The sequence below is a fragment of the Curtobacterium sp. AG1037 genome, from assembly GCF_003349855.1.
Classification (GTDB): Bacteria; Actinomycetota; Actinomycetes; order Actinomycetales; family Microbacteriaceae; genus Curtobacterium; species Curtobacterium citreum.
Genome location: NZ_QQAO01000012.1, coordinates 44,592 through 60,740 on the forward strand (window position 1 = coordinate 44,592; position 16,149 = coordinate 60,740).

Below are 16,149 nucleotides of genomic sequence, written 5' to 3' on the forward strand. Positions count from 1 at the left end.
CGGGCACCGGCCTGGAGGCACGGGTCACCCCCGACACGCCGACTAGGCTGGGCCGGACATGACGCGCCCCTTCACCGCCATCCTGTTCGACCTCGACGGCACCATCAGCGACTCCGCTCCGGGGATCCTCGAGAGCATGACGCACACCTTCCGCACGGTCGGCGTGCCCGTCCCGGACCACGCGACGCTCATGTCGTTCGTCGGCCCGCCGATCATGGACACGTTCCGCACGGCGATGGGGATGGACGAGGCGCAGGCGGAGCACACGCTCGCCGTGTACCGCGAGCACTACCTGTCGCACGGGGCGCTCGACTCGGCGATGTTCCCCGGCATCGACGTCGTGCTGCGCACCCTGCACCAGGCCGGACTGCCGATCTCGACCGCGACGAGCAAGCCCGAGACCCCGGCGACGTACATCCTCGAGCACTACGGGCTGACCGGGGACATCGACGTCATCACGGGCGCGAGCGACGACGAGGTCCGGAGCGCCAAGGCCGACGTCGTCGCCGAGGCACTGCGGCGCCTGGACGCACGCGGCTTCGACGTGAGCCGGCCCGTGCTCGTCGGCGACCGCCTGCACGACGTCGAGGGCGCAGCGGCCAACGGCGTCCCCGTGGTCTTCGCCGAGTGGGGCTACGGCTCCCCGGCCGAGGCCGCCGGCACCGTCGCACAGGCCGCCACCCCGCTCGACCTGCTGCCGATCCTGCTGCCGGACGCCGCGTGACGACCGCGGCCCGTCGGGGACTCCGCGGCGCGGCCTGGGTGCTGCCCGCCGCGATCGTCCTGATCGCACTGAACTTCCGCGGGCCGATCGTCGCCCCCGCGCCGGTGATCGGCGACGTCCGTGTCGACCTCGGGCTGACCGCGACGGTCGCCGGCCTGCTGACGACCATCCCCGTCCTGTGCTTCTCGCTCGCGACGCCGTTCGCCAGCTGGGTGATCGCCAAGGCCGACCCCGAGCGCGCGGTGTCCCTGTCGCTCGTCATCGTCCTCGCGGGCACGGTGCTCCGCTCGGTGCCCTCGGCGACGGCGCTGCTCGTCGGCACGGCGGTGATCGGCATCGGCATCACGATCGGCAACGTCGTCGTGCCCGTCGTCATCCGGCGGGACACCTCCCCGGAGCGCGTCGGCCTGGTCACGGGCGTGTACACGTCGGCGCTCAACGTCGGGTCGATGATCACCTCGCTCGGCACCGCACCGATCGCCGCCGCGTGGGGCTGGCCGGTCGCCATCGCGGTGTGGGCCGTGTTCGCGGTGGTCGCCGCCGCGGGGTGGACCTACGCCGTCGGCACCCGCGCGGCCTGGCTCCGACCGGAGCGCACCGAGCCGGTCCCCGCCACCGGACCCGTCGAGCTGCTCACCGAGACGGGGTCGATCCGCACGGTGTCGACGAGCGGCGCTCCGACCGTCCGACCCGCTCGACGGCTGATCACCTGGGGGCTGACACTCGCCTTCGGTGGGCAGGCGTTCTCGTACTACGCGCTGACCGCGTGGATCCCGACGCTCCTGCACGACGAGATCGGGTTCTCGGCGGAGTCGTCCGGCGCGAGCTCGTCGGTGTTCCAGATCCTCGCGGTCGTCGGGGCGCTCGGGGTCCCGGTGCTCGCGACGCGCTGGCGGCCGCGGGCGATCATCGCCCTCGTCGGCACGCTGTGGCTCGCGATGCCGCTCGGGCTGCTGTTCGCGCCGCAGCTCTGGCTGCTCTGGTCGGTCCTCGGCGGGGCGGCGCAGGGCGGCGGCATCACCGTCATCTTCATCATCATCGTGCGGATCGTCACGAGCGACGACGACGCCCGCCGGATGTCCGCGTTCGTGCAGGGCGGCGGGTACCTGATCGGCTCGGCCGGGCCGCTCGTCGCCGGGAGCCTGCACGGTGCGACCGGGGACTGGACGGCGCCGCTCCTCGTCGTGCTCGTGGCGGTGCTGACCCTCGGGGTGGTCGGCACCCTCGCCGCCCGTCGCGTGACCTGACCCGCGCCGGGCGGGAGCCGTCGCGCCGGACGCACCACGTGCCTCCCGGCCGACCTGACGCGTCCATGGAGCAGCAACTGTCGGGTCGGAACCGCAGCCGCGCCCGGGACCGCGTCAGCGCGCCTCGAGCACCTCGCGCAGCGTCATCGGCCGCCGGCCGGTGACCCGCTCGACGTCCCCGGAGACCGGCGCGAGCACACCCTCCGCGATCGCCGTGTACGTGCTCACCCACGCGTCCGCCTGCCACGGCTCCGGCTGCCACTTCGCCCGCGACGCGTACGCCTCGTCCAGGGTCTCCTCGTGGTAGCTGACCGGGCGTCCGCGGACCTCGGAGACGATCGCCGCGGCCTCGGCCAGGGTGATCGCGACCGGCCCGGTCAGGTCGTAGGTGCGGTCGAGGTGCGCCGACGGGTGCAGCAGCACCTCGGTCGCGACTCGGGCGACGTCCGCGCGCGCCACCGCCGCCATCGCACCGTCGCCGGCCGGACCGCGGATCACGCCGTCCTCGCCGACCAGGTCCTCGACGAAGTCCAGGTAGAACGAGTCGCGCAGGAACGTGTGCGCCATCGAGGTCGCGCGGATCGCCTGCTCCGTGGCCCAGTGGTCGCGACCCAGGGTGAAGGTCGCGTCGGCCGCGGCACCGGCGAACGACGTGTAGACGACGTGCTGCACGCCCGCCGTCGCGGCCGCGCCGACGAAGGCGCGGTGCTGGGCGAGCCGGTCCTCGGCCTCGGCGCCGGACACCATGAGCAGCAGGTCGACGCCCTCGAGGGCCCGGCGCGACGCGTCGACGTCCGCGAAGGACGCGACGGCGACCTCGGCGCCGGGCAGCTCCGGTACGCGCGACGGGTCGCGGACGAGCATCCGGAACGGCGTGCCCGCCGCGGCGAGCGCGCGGGCGACCGCGCCCCCGATGTTGCCGGTGGCCCCGGTGATGGCGATGGTCATGGTCGCTCCCGTCGTGTCGGTGGTCGTGGGTGCCGGACTCAGGTCCGCACCGTCCTGGAGGCGCGTGGCAGCGTCGCCGCGACCCTCGCGGCGTTCACGCCGTCGACCTCGAGCGCCCAGGCGCGGGCTGCCGCGCGGTCGCGTCCGTGCCGCACGTGTCGTCCGACGAGGCGGTCGACGCGGACGTCGTCGTCGACGACGACCGCCCAGGTCTCGGTGAGCAGGGTCCGCAGCGCGGTCCACGGTGCCTGGTCGTCGAGCAGGTAGTTGCCCTCGGTGACGACGAGCCGGGTGGCGCGCGGGACGGCGATGCTGCCGGCGACCGGCTCGTCGACGCGGCGGTCGAAGTCCGGCGCCCAGACGACGTCCTCGTCGGCGGCGACGAGTCGGCGCACCAGGGCGACGTAGCCGTGCGCGTCGAAGGTGTCGATCGCGCCCTTGCGGTCGTGCCGGCCGAGGGCGTCGAGCGCGGCGTTCGCCAGGTGGAAGCCGTCCATCGGCACCTGCACGGCGGTGCCCGGGCCGTGCGCGGCGTCGACGGCCGAGACGACCCGGCGGGCGAGCGTCGACTTGCCGGCTCCGGGGGCGCCGACGATCCCGAGGACGACCCGGCCGGGTGCGGCGGCGAGCGTCACGGCGTGGGCGACGGCGGCGTCGGGGTTCGTCACGTGGTCATCATCGCAGCCGTGCGTCGCCACGGTCCGTGCTCGCGGCGCGCGGTCAGTCACGGTCGCCGAACAGGCCCATGCCGTGCTTCGTCAGCACGTCGTAGGCGTCCCCGAAGGTCTCCGGCACGGGCGCCTCCGGTTCGTAGCGGGCGAGGAGCAGTCCGAGCAGCCCCTTCGCCGGCGCCGTGATCGGCCGGTCGCGCTCGGCGCCGCGCGGTCGACGTCGGCGGGCGGCGGCCTCGGGGTTGGTGGGCATGTAGGGCGGGGTGACCTCGGGCCAGAGCTGCGGCTGTCGGGGCACCGTGCGGTTCAGGACGTTGTGGATCCCCTCGGCCTCGGCGTCCCGGTGGGTGAGGGGCTCGAGACCGTGCTGCTGGCACAGGGTGTGCGCGATCGACCCGTGGTGCATCGTGGCGTTCACGATCGTGCCCGGGTCGGTGTACGCCGAGACCACGAAGGTCGGGACCCGGCCGCCGAGCCGGTCGAAGCCGAAGCCCATCTCCCCCGGCTCGGGATCACCGGACGGCGGTGTGGCGGTGGGCGGCGGGACGTGGTCGTAGATGCCGCCGTGCTCGTCGAACGTCACCACGAGTGCCGTGTTCACCGCGTTCGACCCGTTCGACGAGCCAGCGTCCCGGATCGCGCCGTAGACCTCGGCGAGCAGGGCCTCGGCGGCGCGGACGTCGCTCATCGCACTGTCGAACGTCGCGCCGTCCGGTTCCGCGACGACCTTCGGACGCGAGACCGGCGGGTGCATGTCGTTGTGGTCGAACATCATCCGCGGCTCGACGAAGGCGTAGTCGGGCAGGGTGCCGTTCGCCGCGTCCTCGTGGAACTGCGCCATGCTCCGGAAGTTCGTCCTCCAGTACCGCTCGATCGACGGCGCGTGCAGGAAACCGGTGAGCGAGACGACCTGGTCGGCGTCGAAGTACACGCGCCAGCTCTTGCCCGCGTCCTCGAGCCGGGTGAACAGCGTCGGGACGTCCGGAGCGTCGAGCCACTTCGCGGGGCCGTCCGGCTGCCCGTTCGTGACGAACCCGTGCGAGGTGCTCGCGTGGAGGAACGAGCGGTTGCAGAAGGTCTGCGACGGGACGGCGCAGAACCAGTGGTCGTAGACGGCGAAGGACTTCGCCAGGGTCGAGAAGACCGGGAGCATCGCGGGCGAGAAGCCGCCCATCACGCGCTCGTACTCGTCGCGGGTCGGCTCGACACCGCGCTCGAGCCGGTAGTTCACGACGTAGTCCCGGACGAAGCCGGACATGGTGGGGCGGCTCGTGTCCGCCGGGGCGTTGTACGGGGCCGCGTAGCCGTTCCGCCCGGGGTCGGCGTTGCCGGGCGGGTCGACCGTGCCGAACCACTGCGTGTTGACGTGCGGGTAGAACTCTCCCGGGTCGGGGTCCGGCTGGCTCATCACGACGTCGGTGCTGCCCTCGTAGACGTGCGCGGCGACGACCGTGCCGTCCGGGGCGGTGTTCTCGTGGGTCCCGCGCTGCAGTCCGGCGAACGACTGACCGGGGCGGAGCTCGGCGTCGGTGTACAGCCGGCCGAGCACGTGGTCGAAGCTGCGGTTCTCGAACATGAGCACGACGACGTGGTCGAACCCGGGCTCGGCGCGCTCGGGGAGCGGGGCGAACCCGTAGCGCTCGGCATCGGTGCCCCGGGCGGCGGCCACGCCGGCGCCGACCGCTCCCGCACCGACGGCGGCACCCGCGGCACCGATGCCCGCGCGGCGGAGGAACGCCCGACGGCTCGTGCGGGCGTCGTCCGGGTCGTCGCGCTTCCCTGCGGCCATGCGACGTTCCTACCACCGGAGCGTGCGCGTCCGCGATGCGCGGCGGTGGTCGCGGTGGTTGCCTGGGCGCATGGTCGATGCGACGACGGCGTTCAGCGGGTTCTCGGTCCGGGACGTGCCCGAGGCCCGGGCGTTCTACGAGGGCGTGCTCGGCGTCCCGGTCAGCGAGGAGCACGGGATGCTCACGCTCCACCTCGGCGACGGGCACGGCGTGCTCGTCTACCCGAAGGGCCCTGTCCACGAGCCGGCGTCGTTCACCGTCCTCAACTTCCCGGTGCCCGACGTCGACGCGGCGGTCGACGAGCTCGCGGCGGCCGGGGTCCGGTTCCTGCAGTACGACGGGGTGACGGACGAGCGCGGGGTGAACCGGCAGGGCGGGCCGCTCATCGCGTGGTTCACCGACCCGTCGGGGAACGTGCTGAGCGTCATCGAGCAGTGACGCGGTCCCACCGCTCGCGGACCGGGCCGGGCGGCAGGACGGCGTCGACCTCGTCGTGCAGGGCGGTGATCGCGGCGAGGTGGTCGGGCAGCAGCAGGTCCCACGGCACCGGGGCGACGTCGAGCAGTGCCGGCAGCGTGTGGTCGCGTCCCGGCGCTCCCCACTGCTCGGCGACGGCGTGCACGAGGACGTCCCGCTCGAGCCGGACCTCGCCGAGCCGGTCGAGCAGCACGGCCCGGGCAGGGTCGTCGACGGCGTCCCGGAGCTGCCCGAGGAGCGCCCGCTCGTCCCAGAGCCGGGCGGACAGGTCGGTGGCTGCGCCGCGCACGTCCGCTCCCCTCGGTCGCCGTGCCCGAACGCTACCGGAGCAGTGCTCCGGCCCACCCCAGTGCGATCGGGACGACCAGGCCGTGCCGCCGGTGCGGGAGGTCGGCGATCGGGACCCAGGCGGCCTCGTCCGTCGTCCCGTCGGTCTCGTTGCGGAGCTCCCCACCCGTGATCGTCGCCCGGAAGACGACCTGCACGGCCTTCATCGGACGCCCGGTGTCGTGGAACCGACGCTCCTTCGGCACGATGTGGTGCCGGATCCCGAGCAGGGCGCCGCACTCGGCGTGGTAGCCGGTCTCCTCGTGGATCTCGCGGACGACGGCCTGCTCGACGGTCTCGTCGAACTCGACACCGCCGCCGGGGAGCGTCCACGTCCCGGCCTCGGGCACCCGGAGCCGGGCGAGGAGCACGCGGTCGCCGTCGGTGACCACGCCGTAGGCGGCGAGCCGGGTGTCGTAGTCGGTGTACTCCATCTGCCGACTGTGCCACCGACCCCGGACAGCCGGAGCGGGACGCGCCGCCGCATCGCCCGCGGGGACGGTCCGTCGTGGCCGTCCGGCCAGCGCACCACCGTCGGCCGACCACGCAGGGTGCGGGATGACTCAGGATCAGCCGCGAAGCCGCCGCAGACCGGGCGTCCGGTGCCCTTCGGGACACCTCGGGTCGCTACGGTGCCGGTGACCCCGCCGATCCCGCGGCCCGCCGCGTCGGCGCCGCGTGGAGCCTCCCGACCCACCGGACGACCCGATGACGACCCTCCCGCTGCTCTCCGCGCACCTGCTGCTGCCCCTCTACGCCGTCACGGTGCTCGTCGCCCTCGGGGTGGTCTTCCTGCTGCGGCGGTCCTGGCGGCCGTTCGCGATCGCCCTCGTCGCCGGGGCACTGGCCGGGGCGCTGCTGTCGTGGTTGTTCGGCGACGTCCTCGACGTGCTCGGCATCGCGCCGACGTGGGTCGACCGGATCTGGACCGGGGTGGTCTGCGCGCTCGTCGGGGTCGCCGTCGTCGGGCTCGTCCGAGCCGGGACCCGGGCGCGCGGGCGGCTCGTCGTCCGGGTGCTCGCCGTGGTGCTCGTGCCGCTCGCGGTCCTGTCCGGCGCGCTCGCGATCAACCGCGACGCCGGACTGTTCCCGACGGTCGCGGACGCCCTGGGCGAGTCGCACGTGCCGCCGCTCCGACTGCCCGACGACCCCGCGCCGCGATCGGGGACGATCGACGCCGCCGACTGGCACGCCCCGGCCGACCTGCCGGAGCACGGCCGCTACGGATCGGTCCGCATCCCCGGGGACGTCTCGCACTTCCGGGCCCGCCCGGCGATCGTGTACCTGCCCCCGGCCGCGCTCGTCGACCACGCCCCGGAGCTGCCGGTCGTCGTGATGCTGTCCGGGCAGGGCCCCGGTGCGGCTCCCGCGAACATCATCGAGGCCGGCCGGATGGTCGAGCGGCTCGACCGGATCGCGGCGCGGCACCACGGGCTGGCCCCGATCGTCGTCATGCCCGACCAGCTCGAGGCGGCGTCGAACAACCCGATGTGCCTGGACGGCCCGCTCGGCAACAGCGCGACCTACCTGACCCAGGACGTGCCGACCTGGGTGAGGGCGAACCTGCACGCGTCGACCCGCGCGTCGGACTGGGCGATCGCGGGCTTCTCGCAGGGCGGCACCTGTGCGCTCCAGCTCGGGGCGACCTTCCCCGACCGGTTCGGCTCGTGGATCGACGTCTCCGGGCAGCGCGGGCCGACGCTCGGCGACGAAGGTGACACCATCAAGCGGGGTTTCAAGGGCGACCGAGCGGCGTACGAGGCCGCGCAGCCGCTCCGGATCCTGGCCGACCGGGCGCCCTACACCGCGTCCGCCGCCTTCATCGCGGCGGGGGCGGACGACAGCCGGTACGGGCCGATCGTGCCGGTCGTCGCGCAGGCCGCACGGGCCGCCGGCGTCGCCGTGACCCAGCGCCTGGTCGAGGACGGCGGGCACGACTGGCACACCGCGGGGACCGCCCTGGCCGAGGGCGTCGAATGGTTCATGCGGCGGACACACCTGGCCCGCTGATGCCGTTCACCGTCAGCCACGCGGTCGTCGCCCTGGCCGCCCGGCGCCTGCCGGTCCCGGTCGCCGCGGTCGCCGTCGGGTCGATGGCACCCGACGCCGTGCTCTTCGCGCCGGTGCTCCCGCCGTACGAGGCGGCACACTCCTGGTGGGGCATCCCGACGATCGACCTCGCCGTGTCCCTCGTGGTGCTCGCCACGTGGTGGTTCCTGGTCCGTCCGGCCTGGGCGCCGGTCGTGCCGGGCGTGCGCGACCGCGTGCCCCGCGCCTGGTGGTCGCGCCCGACGCTCGACGTCCGCACGGTGCTGGTCGTCGTGCTCGCGTGCGTCGTCGGCAGCGTGACGCACGTGGTGTGGGACGGCTTCACGCACGGACACGGCTTCGTCGTCCAGGCGTGGCCGGCGCTCCGCGAGACGTCGATCGGCGGGTACTGGCTGCCGTTCTTCCTGCAGGACGCCTCGAGCGTGCTCGGACTCGCCGCCCTGCTCGTGGCGGCGGCGGTCTGGTGGCGGCGGACCGCTCCGGTGCCCACGGCCCTGCCCAGCCGGGCCGAACGGGTGGTGGTCGTCGTGGTCGCGGCGGTCGTGCTCCTGGCGACGGCGGCCCAGGCGGGGAAGGTCCTGCTGCAGGGCGGCGGTGCCGGGGGCGTCGTCGTCGCACTGTCGTTCCGCGTCCCCGTCTTCGTCGCGCTCGGACTCGTGTGCGGCGCCGTCGTCCTGCTCGCGGTCCGTCACCGCGACCGGACGGCACCCTGACCGCTCCCCGATCGCTCCCCCGGACTGGGGAGCGGGCGAGCCGTCGGGTGCGTGCCAGCATGGCGTGTGCCCGAGCAGACCCACCCCGTCCCGATCGTCCACGCACCGACCATCGGACCCGTCACGGCGCGGCTCGTGTTCGGGGCCGGGACGTGTGACGAACCCGTGTTGCTCGCCGGAGTCGCACACCTCGTCGAGCACCTGGTCGTCCGTGCCGCGCTCCCGATCGCCGCGCCGCACAACGCCGTCACCCAGGACCGGATCACCGTGTTCGAGGTCGTGACGACCACCACGGAGGAGGCCCTGGACCTGGTGCGTGGTCTCGCCGCTGCCGTCCGGGCCGTGCTCGACGTGTCGGAGGAGACCGTCGAGCGCGAGCGCCGGATCGTCGCCCGCGAGGACCCCCTCCGCGCCGACGAGATGGTCCCGTCCGTGCACACCGCGCGTTTCGGTCCCGCCGGGCCGGGGCGATCGGGTGCCGGTGCCGCTCCCGTCGCGGGGATCACGCCTGCCGAGGTCCGGCGCTGGGTGGAGCACCACCTCGTCGCCGGGAACGCCATCGTGTCGGTCGCCGGCGGAGCCGTGCCGCCCGCCACCGTCGACCTCGCGCTGCCGCCCGGACCGCCGGCCGCACCGCTGCAGCCGTGGACGGGCCCGATGCGGACGGGTGCCCTCGTGGAGTCCCCGCTCGATGGCATCGCAGCGTCGGTCGTCGTCCCGGCCCGCGTCGCGCCGCTGCTCGAGGCCGTCCTCGAGCACGAGGTGTTCGACGCGCTCCGGATGGAGGCCGGCGTCGCGTACGCGATCGACTCCCACTCGGTCGCGCTCGACGGCGAGCGCTCCGTGGTCGTCGTCACCGCGGACCCGGTCGAGGCGGACACCGAGGCGGCGGCGACGGTCGTCGTCGAGACCCTCCGACGCCTGGCGGCGAGCGGGCCGAGCACGTCGACGACCGCGCGCATCGACGCGGCCCGCGCGGTCAACGCGACCGATGCGGCGTTCCGCGCGGACCTCCGGGTCTCGGCCGAGGTGCTCATGCGGCTCCGCGGCCTGCCGACTCCTCAGCCGGTGGACGGTCCGGTCACCCCGGCCGAGCTCAGCAACCTCCGGAGCGCCCTCGCGGACGCGCTCGGGACCCTCGTCGTGTGCGTCGACCAGGACGCCGACGCCGACTTCGCCGCCCTGGCGGAGCGACACGGCCTGGACCACGTCGACGCTGCGCCGGGTGTGCCGGCCCCCGAGCGGGTGTGGTTCCCCCCGCGTCCGGGTGCTGGACGGAGCGTCCACCGCACCGCGCTCCTGCCCGCGTTCGCCGACGCGCACCTCGAGGTCGACGGCACCCGGGTCACGCTGCGACCGCGCGGGCTGCCTGCGCGGATGGTCGACCTCGCCGAGGCCGCGGTCGTGGGCCGCCGCGGCGACCTCGGCGTGACGGTGGTCGACGGGGCCGGCAACACCCTGCACCTCCGTGCAGACGAGTGGTGGCGCGGCCGTCGCATGGTCGACGCCGTCGTGCGGGCGACGCCACCGCACCTGGTCCGGGCCTTCTCGGCCTGACACCAGCAGGCCTGACGCCCGCAGGCCTGACGCCCCCCGGCCCGGTGCCAGCAGGCCCGGCGCCCGCACCGACGCCGCGACACGGGGTCCTCACGCCGCGACGTCGACCGCCCACCCGGCCCGCATCCGCGCGACCGCCCGGTCCCACCCGCCGAGCAGGTCGGCGTCCTCGCGCAGCATCGCCTGCAGCTGCAGCCCCTCGTAGAGCGCCACGAGCTGTTCCGCAGCGTGTCTCGGGGACGCACCACGTGCCTCCCGGCCGGCGACCACGTCGCGCACCAGCGCGAGCGTGACGTCCTCGAACGACCGCGTGTACTGCGTCCGGAACCACCCCGACGCCGGGTGCCGGGGACCGGAGGCGGCGCTCAGCAGCGCGATCCGGAGCCGCACGAGTCCTGGCTCGCGCTGCCCGGCCTCGAGCCGCGCGCGCAGGTAGGCGACGGCGCCCTCCTGCTCGGCCACCGGCCACAGCGCCCGTTCGGTGGCGGCGGCCCAGCGGTCGACGACCGCGACGACGAGCAGGTCCCACGTGGGGAAGGCCCGGTGCACCTCGGCGACGTCGACACCCGCGTGACAGGCGACCTCGTCGGGACCGACGGCGTGGAAGTCGGTGGTGCGGAAGGCGTCGACCGCGGCCGTGACGATGCGGGCGCGGAGGTCAGCGGACATGCGTCGATCCTGCCCACGGTCGGCCCGGGACGCGACCGCCCGTTCGGGGGCGGACCGAGCAGGCAGCACCGGACGGCTCCGCCTACCCGCGGTCGAACGCGATCGTCTCGTCGTCGGCCGCCGTCACCCGCCCGGTCCGGGCGAACTCCGCCCACACCGCACGGAGCGCCCGCCCGCGACGGTCGACCTCCGGCCAGTCCCGCTCCGGCACGAAGCGGCTGCCCACCCAGGCCTCCCGCCCGCCGAGCAGCATCGGCACGTCGCTCATGTGCACGGCCCCGGTCGGCGTGGCCGTGGCCCCGCGGAGCAGTCGGTACGCGACGGCGTTCCCACCGGCGGCCCGGTGCCGTGCCGCGAACCGACGGACGTCCCGGCCGTAGACGACCTCGGACAGTGGCCGGACGACGAGCCACCGCAGCAGCGACCGCGCGGGACGCCACCGGGCGAGCGTCCGGACGCCGGGGATCATCGGCACGTACATGCCGGTCTCGTCGGACCCGGAGCCGACGAGGACGTCGACCTCCGGGGCGACTGCCCGCCACGCCCGGTCCGTGACGCGCTCGGCGGGCAGCGGCGCGTGGCCGTACTGCGTCCCGAACGGCATCGCCCCGGCCAGGCCGAAGACCCCGCCGGCCCGTTCGCCGCGGACCTGCCGGTCGAGCACCTCGTCCAGGGGGGTGTCCGGCCCGATGGTCCCGACGGCCCGGAGCACCGCCCGGGTCATGCGCGCGCGACCCCGGGACAGCCCGAGCGGGGCGCTCTGCACGATCGCCCGGCGGAACAGCCCGCGTGCGCCCTCGCTGATCATCAGGTGCGCTGTCGCGTCGCCACCGGCGGACTGACCGAACACCGTCACGGCGTCCGGGTCACCGCCGAAGGCCGCGATGTTCTCGTGCACCCAGCGCAGGGCGGCGATCAGGTCGAGCAGCCCGAGGTTCGCGGGGACGGTCTCGCCGTCTCCGAGGAACCCGAGGACGCCGAGCCGGTAGGTCACCGTCACCACGACGACGCGCTGTTCGGTCACCAGGTCCCGGGGGTCGTGGATGGGCAGGTCGCCGCCGCCGATCACGTACGACCCGCCGTGGATCCACACCATCACGGGGAGTCGCTCGTCGGGTCGGACGTCGCTCGGCACCGTGACGCTCAGCCGCTGGCAGTGCTCGTCCACCTGCAGGTCCATCGGCGGCAGCAGCTGGTCGACGGCCGGCGAGCTCCGCTGCGGCGCGACTGGCGCGGGCGTGGTCGCCGGGTACGGCTCGGTGGTCGCCGGGACCGGCTCCGGCGCCGCGAAGCGCTCGGCTCGCGCGTAGGGGATGCCGAGCGCGCGGGTGACGTCGCCGTCGACGACGGCGGTGAGCGGTCCGGCAGGGGGATCGAAGGAGCGTGTTGCGGGAGACGGCACCGGCTCACGCTACCGACGTGACCGGGGGACGCAACGGGAGGCACGGTGCATGCTGGCACCGTGCCTCCCGTCCGCGGGGTGGTCGCGTGTCGCGACGGGCGCTACCGGACCCGCTTGATCGGGATGACGACCAGCGCGCCCAGCAGGGCGACCGCTCCGGCGGCCCAGCACATGAGCGTGTAGTTGTCGGCGTGCGTGCTGCCGATCGACAGGAAGAACAGCGAGATCGCCGGGGCGAGCGACTGCGGCAGCGCGTTCGCGATGTTGATCACCCCGAGGTCCTTGCCGGGACGGTCCGCGTTCGGCAGGACGTCCACGACCAGGGCCGTGTCGATGGCCGAGTAGATGCCGTACGCGAAGCCCATGACGACCTCGGCGACGTAGAAGCCGGTGACGGTCTCGGCGTGCGCGAGCACGACCAGGCCGACCGCGAACAGCGCCGTCGACCCGCCGACGAACACCTTGCGGCGACCGAGCCGGTCCGAGGCCCAGCCGGAGAGCGCCGCGCTGACGAGCAGGGCGACCGTGTAGAGCAGCACGCCGAAGGCGACGGCCTCCGTCGCGGCCTTCGCGTCCGCGATGCCCAGGTGCTCCTGCATGTAGAGCAGCCGGTAGGTCGTGAACATGAACGTCGCGAGGATGATGAGGAACCGCGACCACCACGCGAACGCGAAGTCCGGGTTCTTGATCGGGTTCGTCCAGAACGACGACACCAGGTTGAGCCAGGTGAACTTCTTGAGCGGGTACGTCGGCAGGTCGTCCCGCGCGACGAACGCGTAGACGAGGACGAGGAAGATCGCCAGGATGCCGGGCGCGATGAACAGCACCGGCAGGTTCGCGACGAAGAACACCGAGAGGTAGGTGCCGGCGAGCACGGCCGTGTTCTGGGCGAGCGCGATGATGCTCGACGACCGGCCGCGCTGCACCTGCGGGACGTTGTCCGCGAAGCTCGCGAGGAGCGTGGCGAGCGTCGCGTTCGCGGCGATCTGCGCGAGCAGCCAGCCGAGCGTCAGGTTGAGGACGTCGGGCGCGTAGGCGATCCAGACGAGGGCGACCGCGAACAGGACCACACCGCCGACCAGCCACGGTCGGCGACGGCCCCAGCGCGTGCGGGTGCGGTCGGACAGCGCGCCGGCGAGCGGGTTCATGAGGAGCGCGCCGAACGCGCCGATCGGCAGGACGGAACCGATCACGGTGGCGGCGTCCTCGCCCACCAGGGCCTGCGCCTTGAGCTGCATGCTGACGTAGACCGGGGCCATGAGCGCCACGAAGAGGCCGAACTGCCCGAGGAACAGGGCGATCTGGTAGCCGATCCCCACCCGCATCGTGCTGACCGGTTGGGTGATGCCCTCGTCCGGGTCCAACAGGGCCGGGCCGCTGGGTTCGGGTGTGCTCATGACGCCTCCTTGAGTCGATGCAAAAACCTTGTCCTACAAGGTTTTACGTCGATGAGCATACAACGACACGTGTCGGCTTGTTGCCCAGCGTCTGAGGCACCGTCCGAGGAAAACTACACAGCGGGTGGTTTTTGGGGTAGCGTCGGGATCGGTCTCGCCGGGGAGCATCGCTCCTCGACGGGCTGCGACATCCGATGCCGCGACACCCAGACAGGATCGAAGGAGCCCTCTGCCATGCCCATCACCTCTGTGCAGCTCTACTCGCTGCGCGACGCCATCGCCGAAGACCTCGACAAGGCCATCGCCCGGGTGCGCGAGATCGGTTACGAGAACGTCGAGCCGTACGCGTTCGTCGAGCGTGCCGCGGACCTCGAGAAGGCCTTCGCCGCCACGGGCCTCACGGCCCCGTCCGGCCACGTCGCCGTGATCGACGCCGAGGACACCGCCCCGATCTGGGACGCCGCCGAGCGCCTCGGCATCCAGACAGTCATCGACCCGTTCATCCCGACCGACCGCTGGCAGACCGCCGACGACGTCGCGAAGATCGCCGAGCGTGTCAACGTCCTGACCGCCGAGGCCGCGTCGCGTGGCCTCAAGTTCGGCTACCACAACCACCAGTGGGAGTTCACGAACAAGGTCGACGGCAAGAGCGTCTACGAGCACTTCGTGTCGCAGCTCGCGCCGGAGACCGTGCTCGAGGTCGACACCTTCTGGGCGACCGTCGGCGGCGCGGACGCCCCGGCCGTGCTCCGCTCGCTCGGGGACCGCGTCGTCGCGATCCACGTCAAGGACGGCAAGGTCGACGGTGACATCCTCACCGCGCTGCCGTCGTCGGAGAGCGCCCTCGTCGTGCCCGAGGCCCTGCAGCGCGCCTTCGAGAACCAGACCCCCGCCGGCCAGGGTGACGTCGACGTCGCGGGCATCCTCGCCGCCGCGCCGCAGGCGATCCGCGTCGTCGAGTTCGACGCCTACTCCGGCGACGTCTTCCAGGGCATCACCGAGTCGCTCGAGTGGCTGAAGGCGAACGACACCGCCGGGAGCGCCGCGTGAGCCGCGTCGGGATCGGCATCATCGGTGCCGGCAACATCTCGACCCAGTACCTCGAGAACCTGACGCAGTTCGCCGACGTCGAGGTCCGCTTCGTCGCCGACGTGCTGCTCGACCGCGCCGCCGCCCAGGCGGAGGCCTACGGCGTCGCCGCGTCGGGCACCGTCGAGGAGCTCCTGGCACGCGACGACGTCTCGATCGTGATCAACCTGACGATCCCGGCGGCGCACGCCGAGGTCGACCAGCAGATCATCGACGCCGGCAAGCACGTCTGGAGCGAGAAGCCGATCGCGACCGACCACGACTCGGCCGCCGCGGTCCTGGCATCGGCGAAGGCGAAGGGGCTGCGCGTCGCGACGGCGCCGGACACCGTGCTCGGCGCCGGCATCCAGACGGCGCTCCGGGCCATCGCCCGCGGCGACATCGGCGAGCCGCTCACCGCGACGACGCTGTTCCACGTGCCGGGACCCGAGGCGTGGCACCCGAACCCGGACTTCCTGTTCGCGAAGGGCGCCGGCCCGCTGTTCGACATGGGCCCGTACTACGTCACCACGCTCGTGCACGCCTTCGGCGCCGCGTCGCGCGTGCAGGCCGTCTCGTCGAAGTCGCTCGACCGCCGCACCATCGCGTCCGGTGACCGTGCCGGCGAGACGTTCCCGGTCGAGGTCCCCACGCACCACGCCGCGCTCATCGAGTTCGCCGGCGGGCAGTCCGCCCAGTCGACGTTCTCGTTCCAGCACGCGCTCCCCCGTATGGGCTTCGTCGAGATCAACGGCACGCTCGGCACCATCTCGCTCCCCGACCCGAACACGTTCGAGGGCTCCTCGCAGCTCTGGCGCTACGGGCAGGAGGAGCCGGAGACGCTCGAGGCCGTCGGCTCCACCTGGGGCCGGGGCACCGGCGTCGTCGAGCTCGCCCGCGCGATCGCCGAGGATCGCCCCGAGCGTGCCTCGGGCGAGGTCGCGCTGCACGTGCTCGACGTGCTGCTCGGCATCCGCGACGCCGCCGAGTCCGGGTCCGCCGTCACGATCGAGTCGTCCGTCGAGCGGGTCGCACCGCTGCCCGAGGACTTCGACCCCGCCGCCGCGGTCCTCACCGCCTCGGTGGACGCCTAGGCACCACCCGCACCAC

16 protein-coding genes are annotated in these 16,149 nt (G+C 73.7%); 8 read left to right on the forward strand and 8 right to left on the reverse strand.

All coding sequences use genetic code 11. The features are described 5' to 3' along the window. Positions 1 to 58: 58 nt before the first annotated feature. Both DEU32_RS15020 and DEU32_RS15025 read left to right on the forward strand, forming a co-directional pair. Positions 59 to 724, forward strand: coding sequence for an HAD hydrolase-like protein (locus tag DEU32_RS15020; RefSeq protein ID WP_114851256.1), 666 nt, complete (start codon positions 59 to 61; stop codon positions 722 to 724). Further along, positions 721 to 1,971: a CynX/NimT family MFS transporter gene (locus DEU32_RS15025; RefSeq protein ID WP_114851257.1), complete on the forward strand. Its 1,251-nt coding sequence runs from the start codon at positions 721 to 723 to the stop codon at positions 1,969 to 1,971. The genes DEU32_RS15020 and DEU32_RS15025 overlap by 4 nt, the downstream gene beginning before the upstream one ends. 114 nt (positions 1,972 to 2,085) lie before the next feature. Here the strand turns inward: DEU32_RS15025 and DEU32_RS15030 are convergent, their stop codons facing one another. From DEU32_RS15030 to DEU32_RS15040, 3 genes are read right to left on the reverse strand one after another with little or no spacing between them, the layout of a single operon-like run. Beyond that, complete coding sequence (locus tag DEU32_RS15030) at positions 2,086 to 2,919, reverse strand: SDR family oxidoreductase (RefSeq protein WP_114851258.1); 834 nt, start codon at positions 2,917 to 2,919, stop codon at positions 2,086 to 2,088. A gap of 38 nt (positions 2,920 to 2,957) precedes the next feature. Next, positions 2,958 to 3,587 (reverse strand): nucleoside/nucleotide kinase family protein, encoded by a 630-nt coding sequence (locus DEU32_RS15035; protein ID WP_114851259.1) that lies wholly within the window; start codon positions 3,585 to 3,587, stop codon positions 2,958 to 2,960. A 52-nt stretch (positions 3,588 to 3,639) separates the two neighbouring features. Then, positions 3,640 to 5,379, reverse strand: coding sequence for an alkaline phosphatase family protein (locus DEU32_RS15040; RefSeq protein ID WP_114851260.1), 1,740 nt, complete (start codon positions 5,377 to 5,379; stop codon positions 3,640 to 3,642). A 70-nt stretch (positions 5,380 to 5,449) separates the two neighbouring features. Here DEU32_RS15040 and DEU32_RS15045 point away from each other — a divergent pair, with 70 nt between their 5' ends. Next, complete coding sequence (locus tag DEU32_RS15045) at positions 5,450 to 5,818, forward strand: VOC family protein (protein WP_114851261.1); 369 nt, start codon at positions 5,450 to 5,452, stop codon at positions 5,816 to 5,818. Here the strand turns inward: DEU32_RS15045 and DEU32_RS15050 are convergent. Further along, the gene (locus tag DEU32_RS15050) at positions 5,805 to 6,146 is read right to left on the reverse strand and encodes a hypothetical protein (RefSeq protein ID WP_114851262.1); all 342 of its coding nucleotides are present in this window, start codon (positions 6,144 to 6,146) and stop codon (positions 5,805 to 5,807) included. The two genes, DEU32_RS15045 and DEU32_RS15050, sit on opposite strands and share 14 nt — an antisense overlap. A gap of 31 nt (positions 6,147 to 6,177) precedes the next feature. Then, a complete protein-coding gene (locus DEU32_RS15055) occupies positions 6,178 to 6,618 on the reverse strand; it encodes an NUDIX hydrolase (protein WP_114851263.1) in 441 nt (146 codons plus the stop codon). A gap of 274 nt (positions 6,619 to 6,892) precedes the next feature. Here DEU32_RS15055 and DEU32_RS15060 point away from each other — a divergent pair, with 274 nt between their 5' ends. From DEU32_RS15060 to DEU32_RS15070, 3 genes are all read left to right on the forward strand, one after another. After that, on the forward strand, positions 6,893 to 8,194 hold the full coding sequence (locus DEU32_RS15060; RefSeq protein WP_114851264.1) for an esterase family protein: 1,302 nt from the start codon (positions 6,893 to 6,895) through the stop codon (positions 8,192 to 8,194). After that, positions 8,194 to 8,946, forward strand: coding sequence for a DUF4184 family protein (locus DEU32_RS15065; RefSeq protein WP_181819312.1), 753 nt, complete (start codon positions 8,194 to 8,196; stop codon positions 8,944 to 8,946). Before DEU32_RS15060 ends, DEU32_RS15065 begins: the two co-directional genes overlap by 1 nt. Positions 8,947 to 9,012: 66 nt before the next feature. Further along, positions 9,013 to 10,503 carry a hypothetical protein gene (locus DEU32_RS15070; RefSeq protein ID WP_114851266.1) on the forward strand — a complete coding sequence of 497 codons (1,491 nt, stop codon included), beginning with the start codon at positions 9,013 to 9,015 and terminating at the stop codon, positions 10,501 to 10,503. A gap of 90 nt (positions 10,504 to 10,593) precedes the next feature. On the opposite strand, the gene DEU32_RS15075 is transcribed toward DEU32_RS15070, so the two are convergent. The 3 genes from DEU32_RS15075 to DEU32_RS15085 all read right to left on the reverse strand — a co-directional run bounded on the left by DEU32_RS15075 (position 10,594) and on the right by DEU32_RS15085 (position 13,971). After that, complete coding sequence (locus DEU32_RS15075) at positions 10,594 to 11,172, reverse strand: TetR/AcrR family transcriptional regulator (protein WP_114851267.1); 579 nt, start codon at positions 11,170 to 11,172, stop codon at positions 10,594 to 10,596. An 82-nt stretch (positions 11,173 to 11,254) separates the two neighbouring features. After that, complete coding sequence (locus DEU32_RS15080; protein WP_114851268.1) at positions 11,255 to 12,574, reverse strand: carboxylesterase family protein; 1,320 nt, start codon at positions 12,572 to 12,574, stop codon at positions 11,255 to 11,257. A 101-nt stretch (positions 12,575 to 12,675) separates the two neighbouring features. Next, complete coding sequence (locus tag DEU32_RS15085) at positions 12,676 to 13,971, reverse strand: MFS transporter (RefSeq protein WP_114851269.1); 1,296 nt, start codon at positions 13,969 to 13,971, stop codon at positions 12,676 to 12,678. Positions 13,972 to 14,205: 234 nt separating this feature from the next. Here DEU32_RS15085 and DEU32_RS15090 point away from each other — a divergent pair, with 234 nt between their 5' ends. Next, entirely contained in the window at positions 14,206 to 15,021 is an 816-nt protein-coding gene (locus DEU32_RS15090; RefSeq protein WP_180225892.1) for a sugar phosphate isomerase/epimerase, read from the forward strand. After that, positions 15,018 to 16,133, forward strand: a complete 1,116-nt coding sequence (locus DEU32_RS15095; protein ID WP_058741071.1) for a Gfo/Idh/MocA family protein — start codon at positions 15,018 to 15,020, stop codon at positions 16,131 to 16,133. The genes DEU32_RS15090 and DEU32_RS15095 overlap by 4 nt, the downstream gene beginning before the upstream one ends. Positions 16,134 to 16,149: the final 16 nt, after the last annotated feature.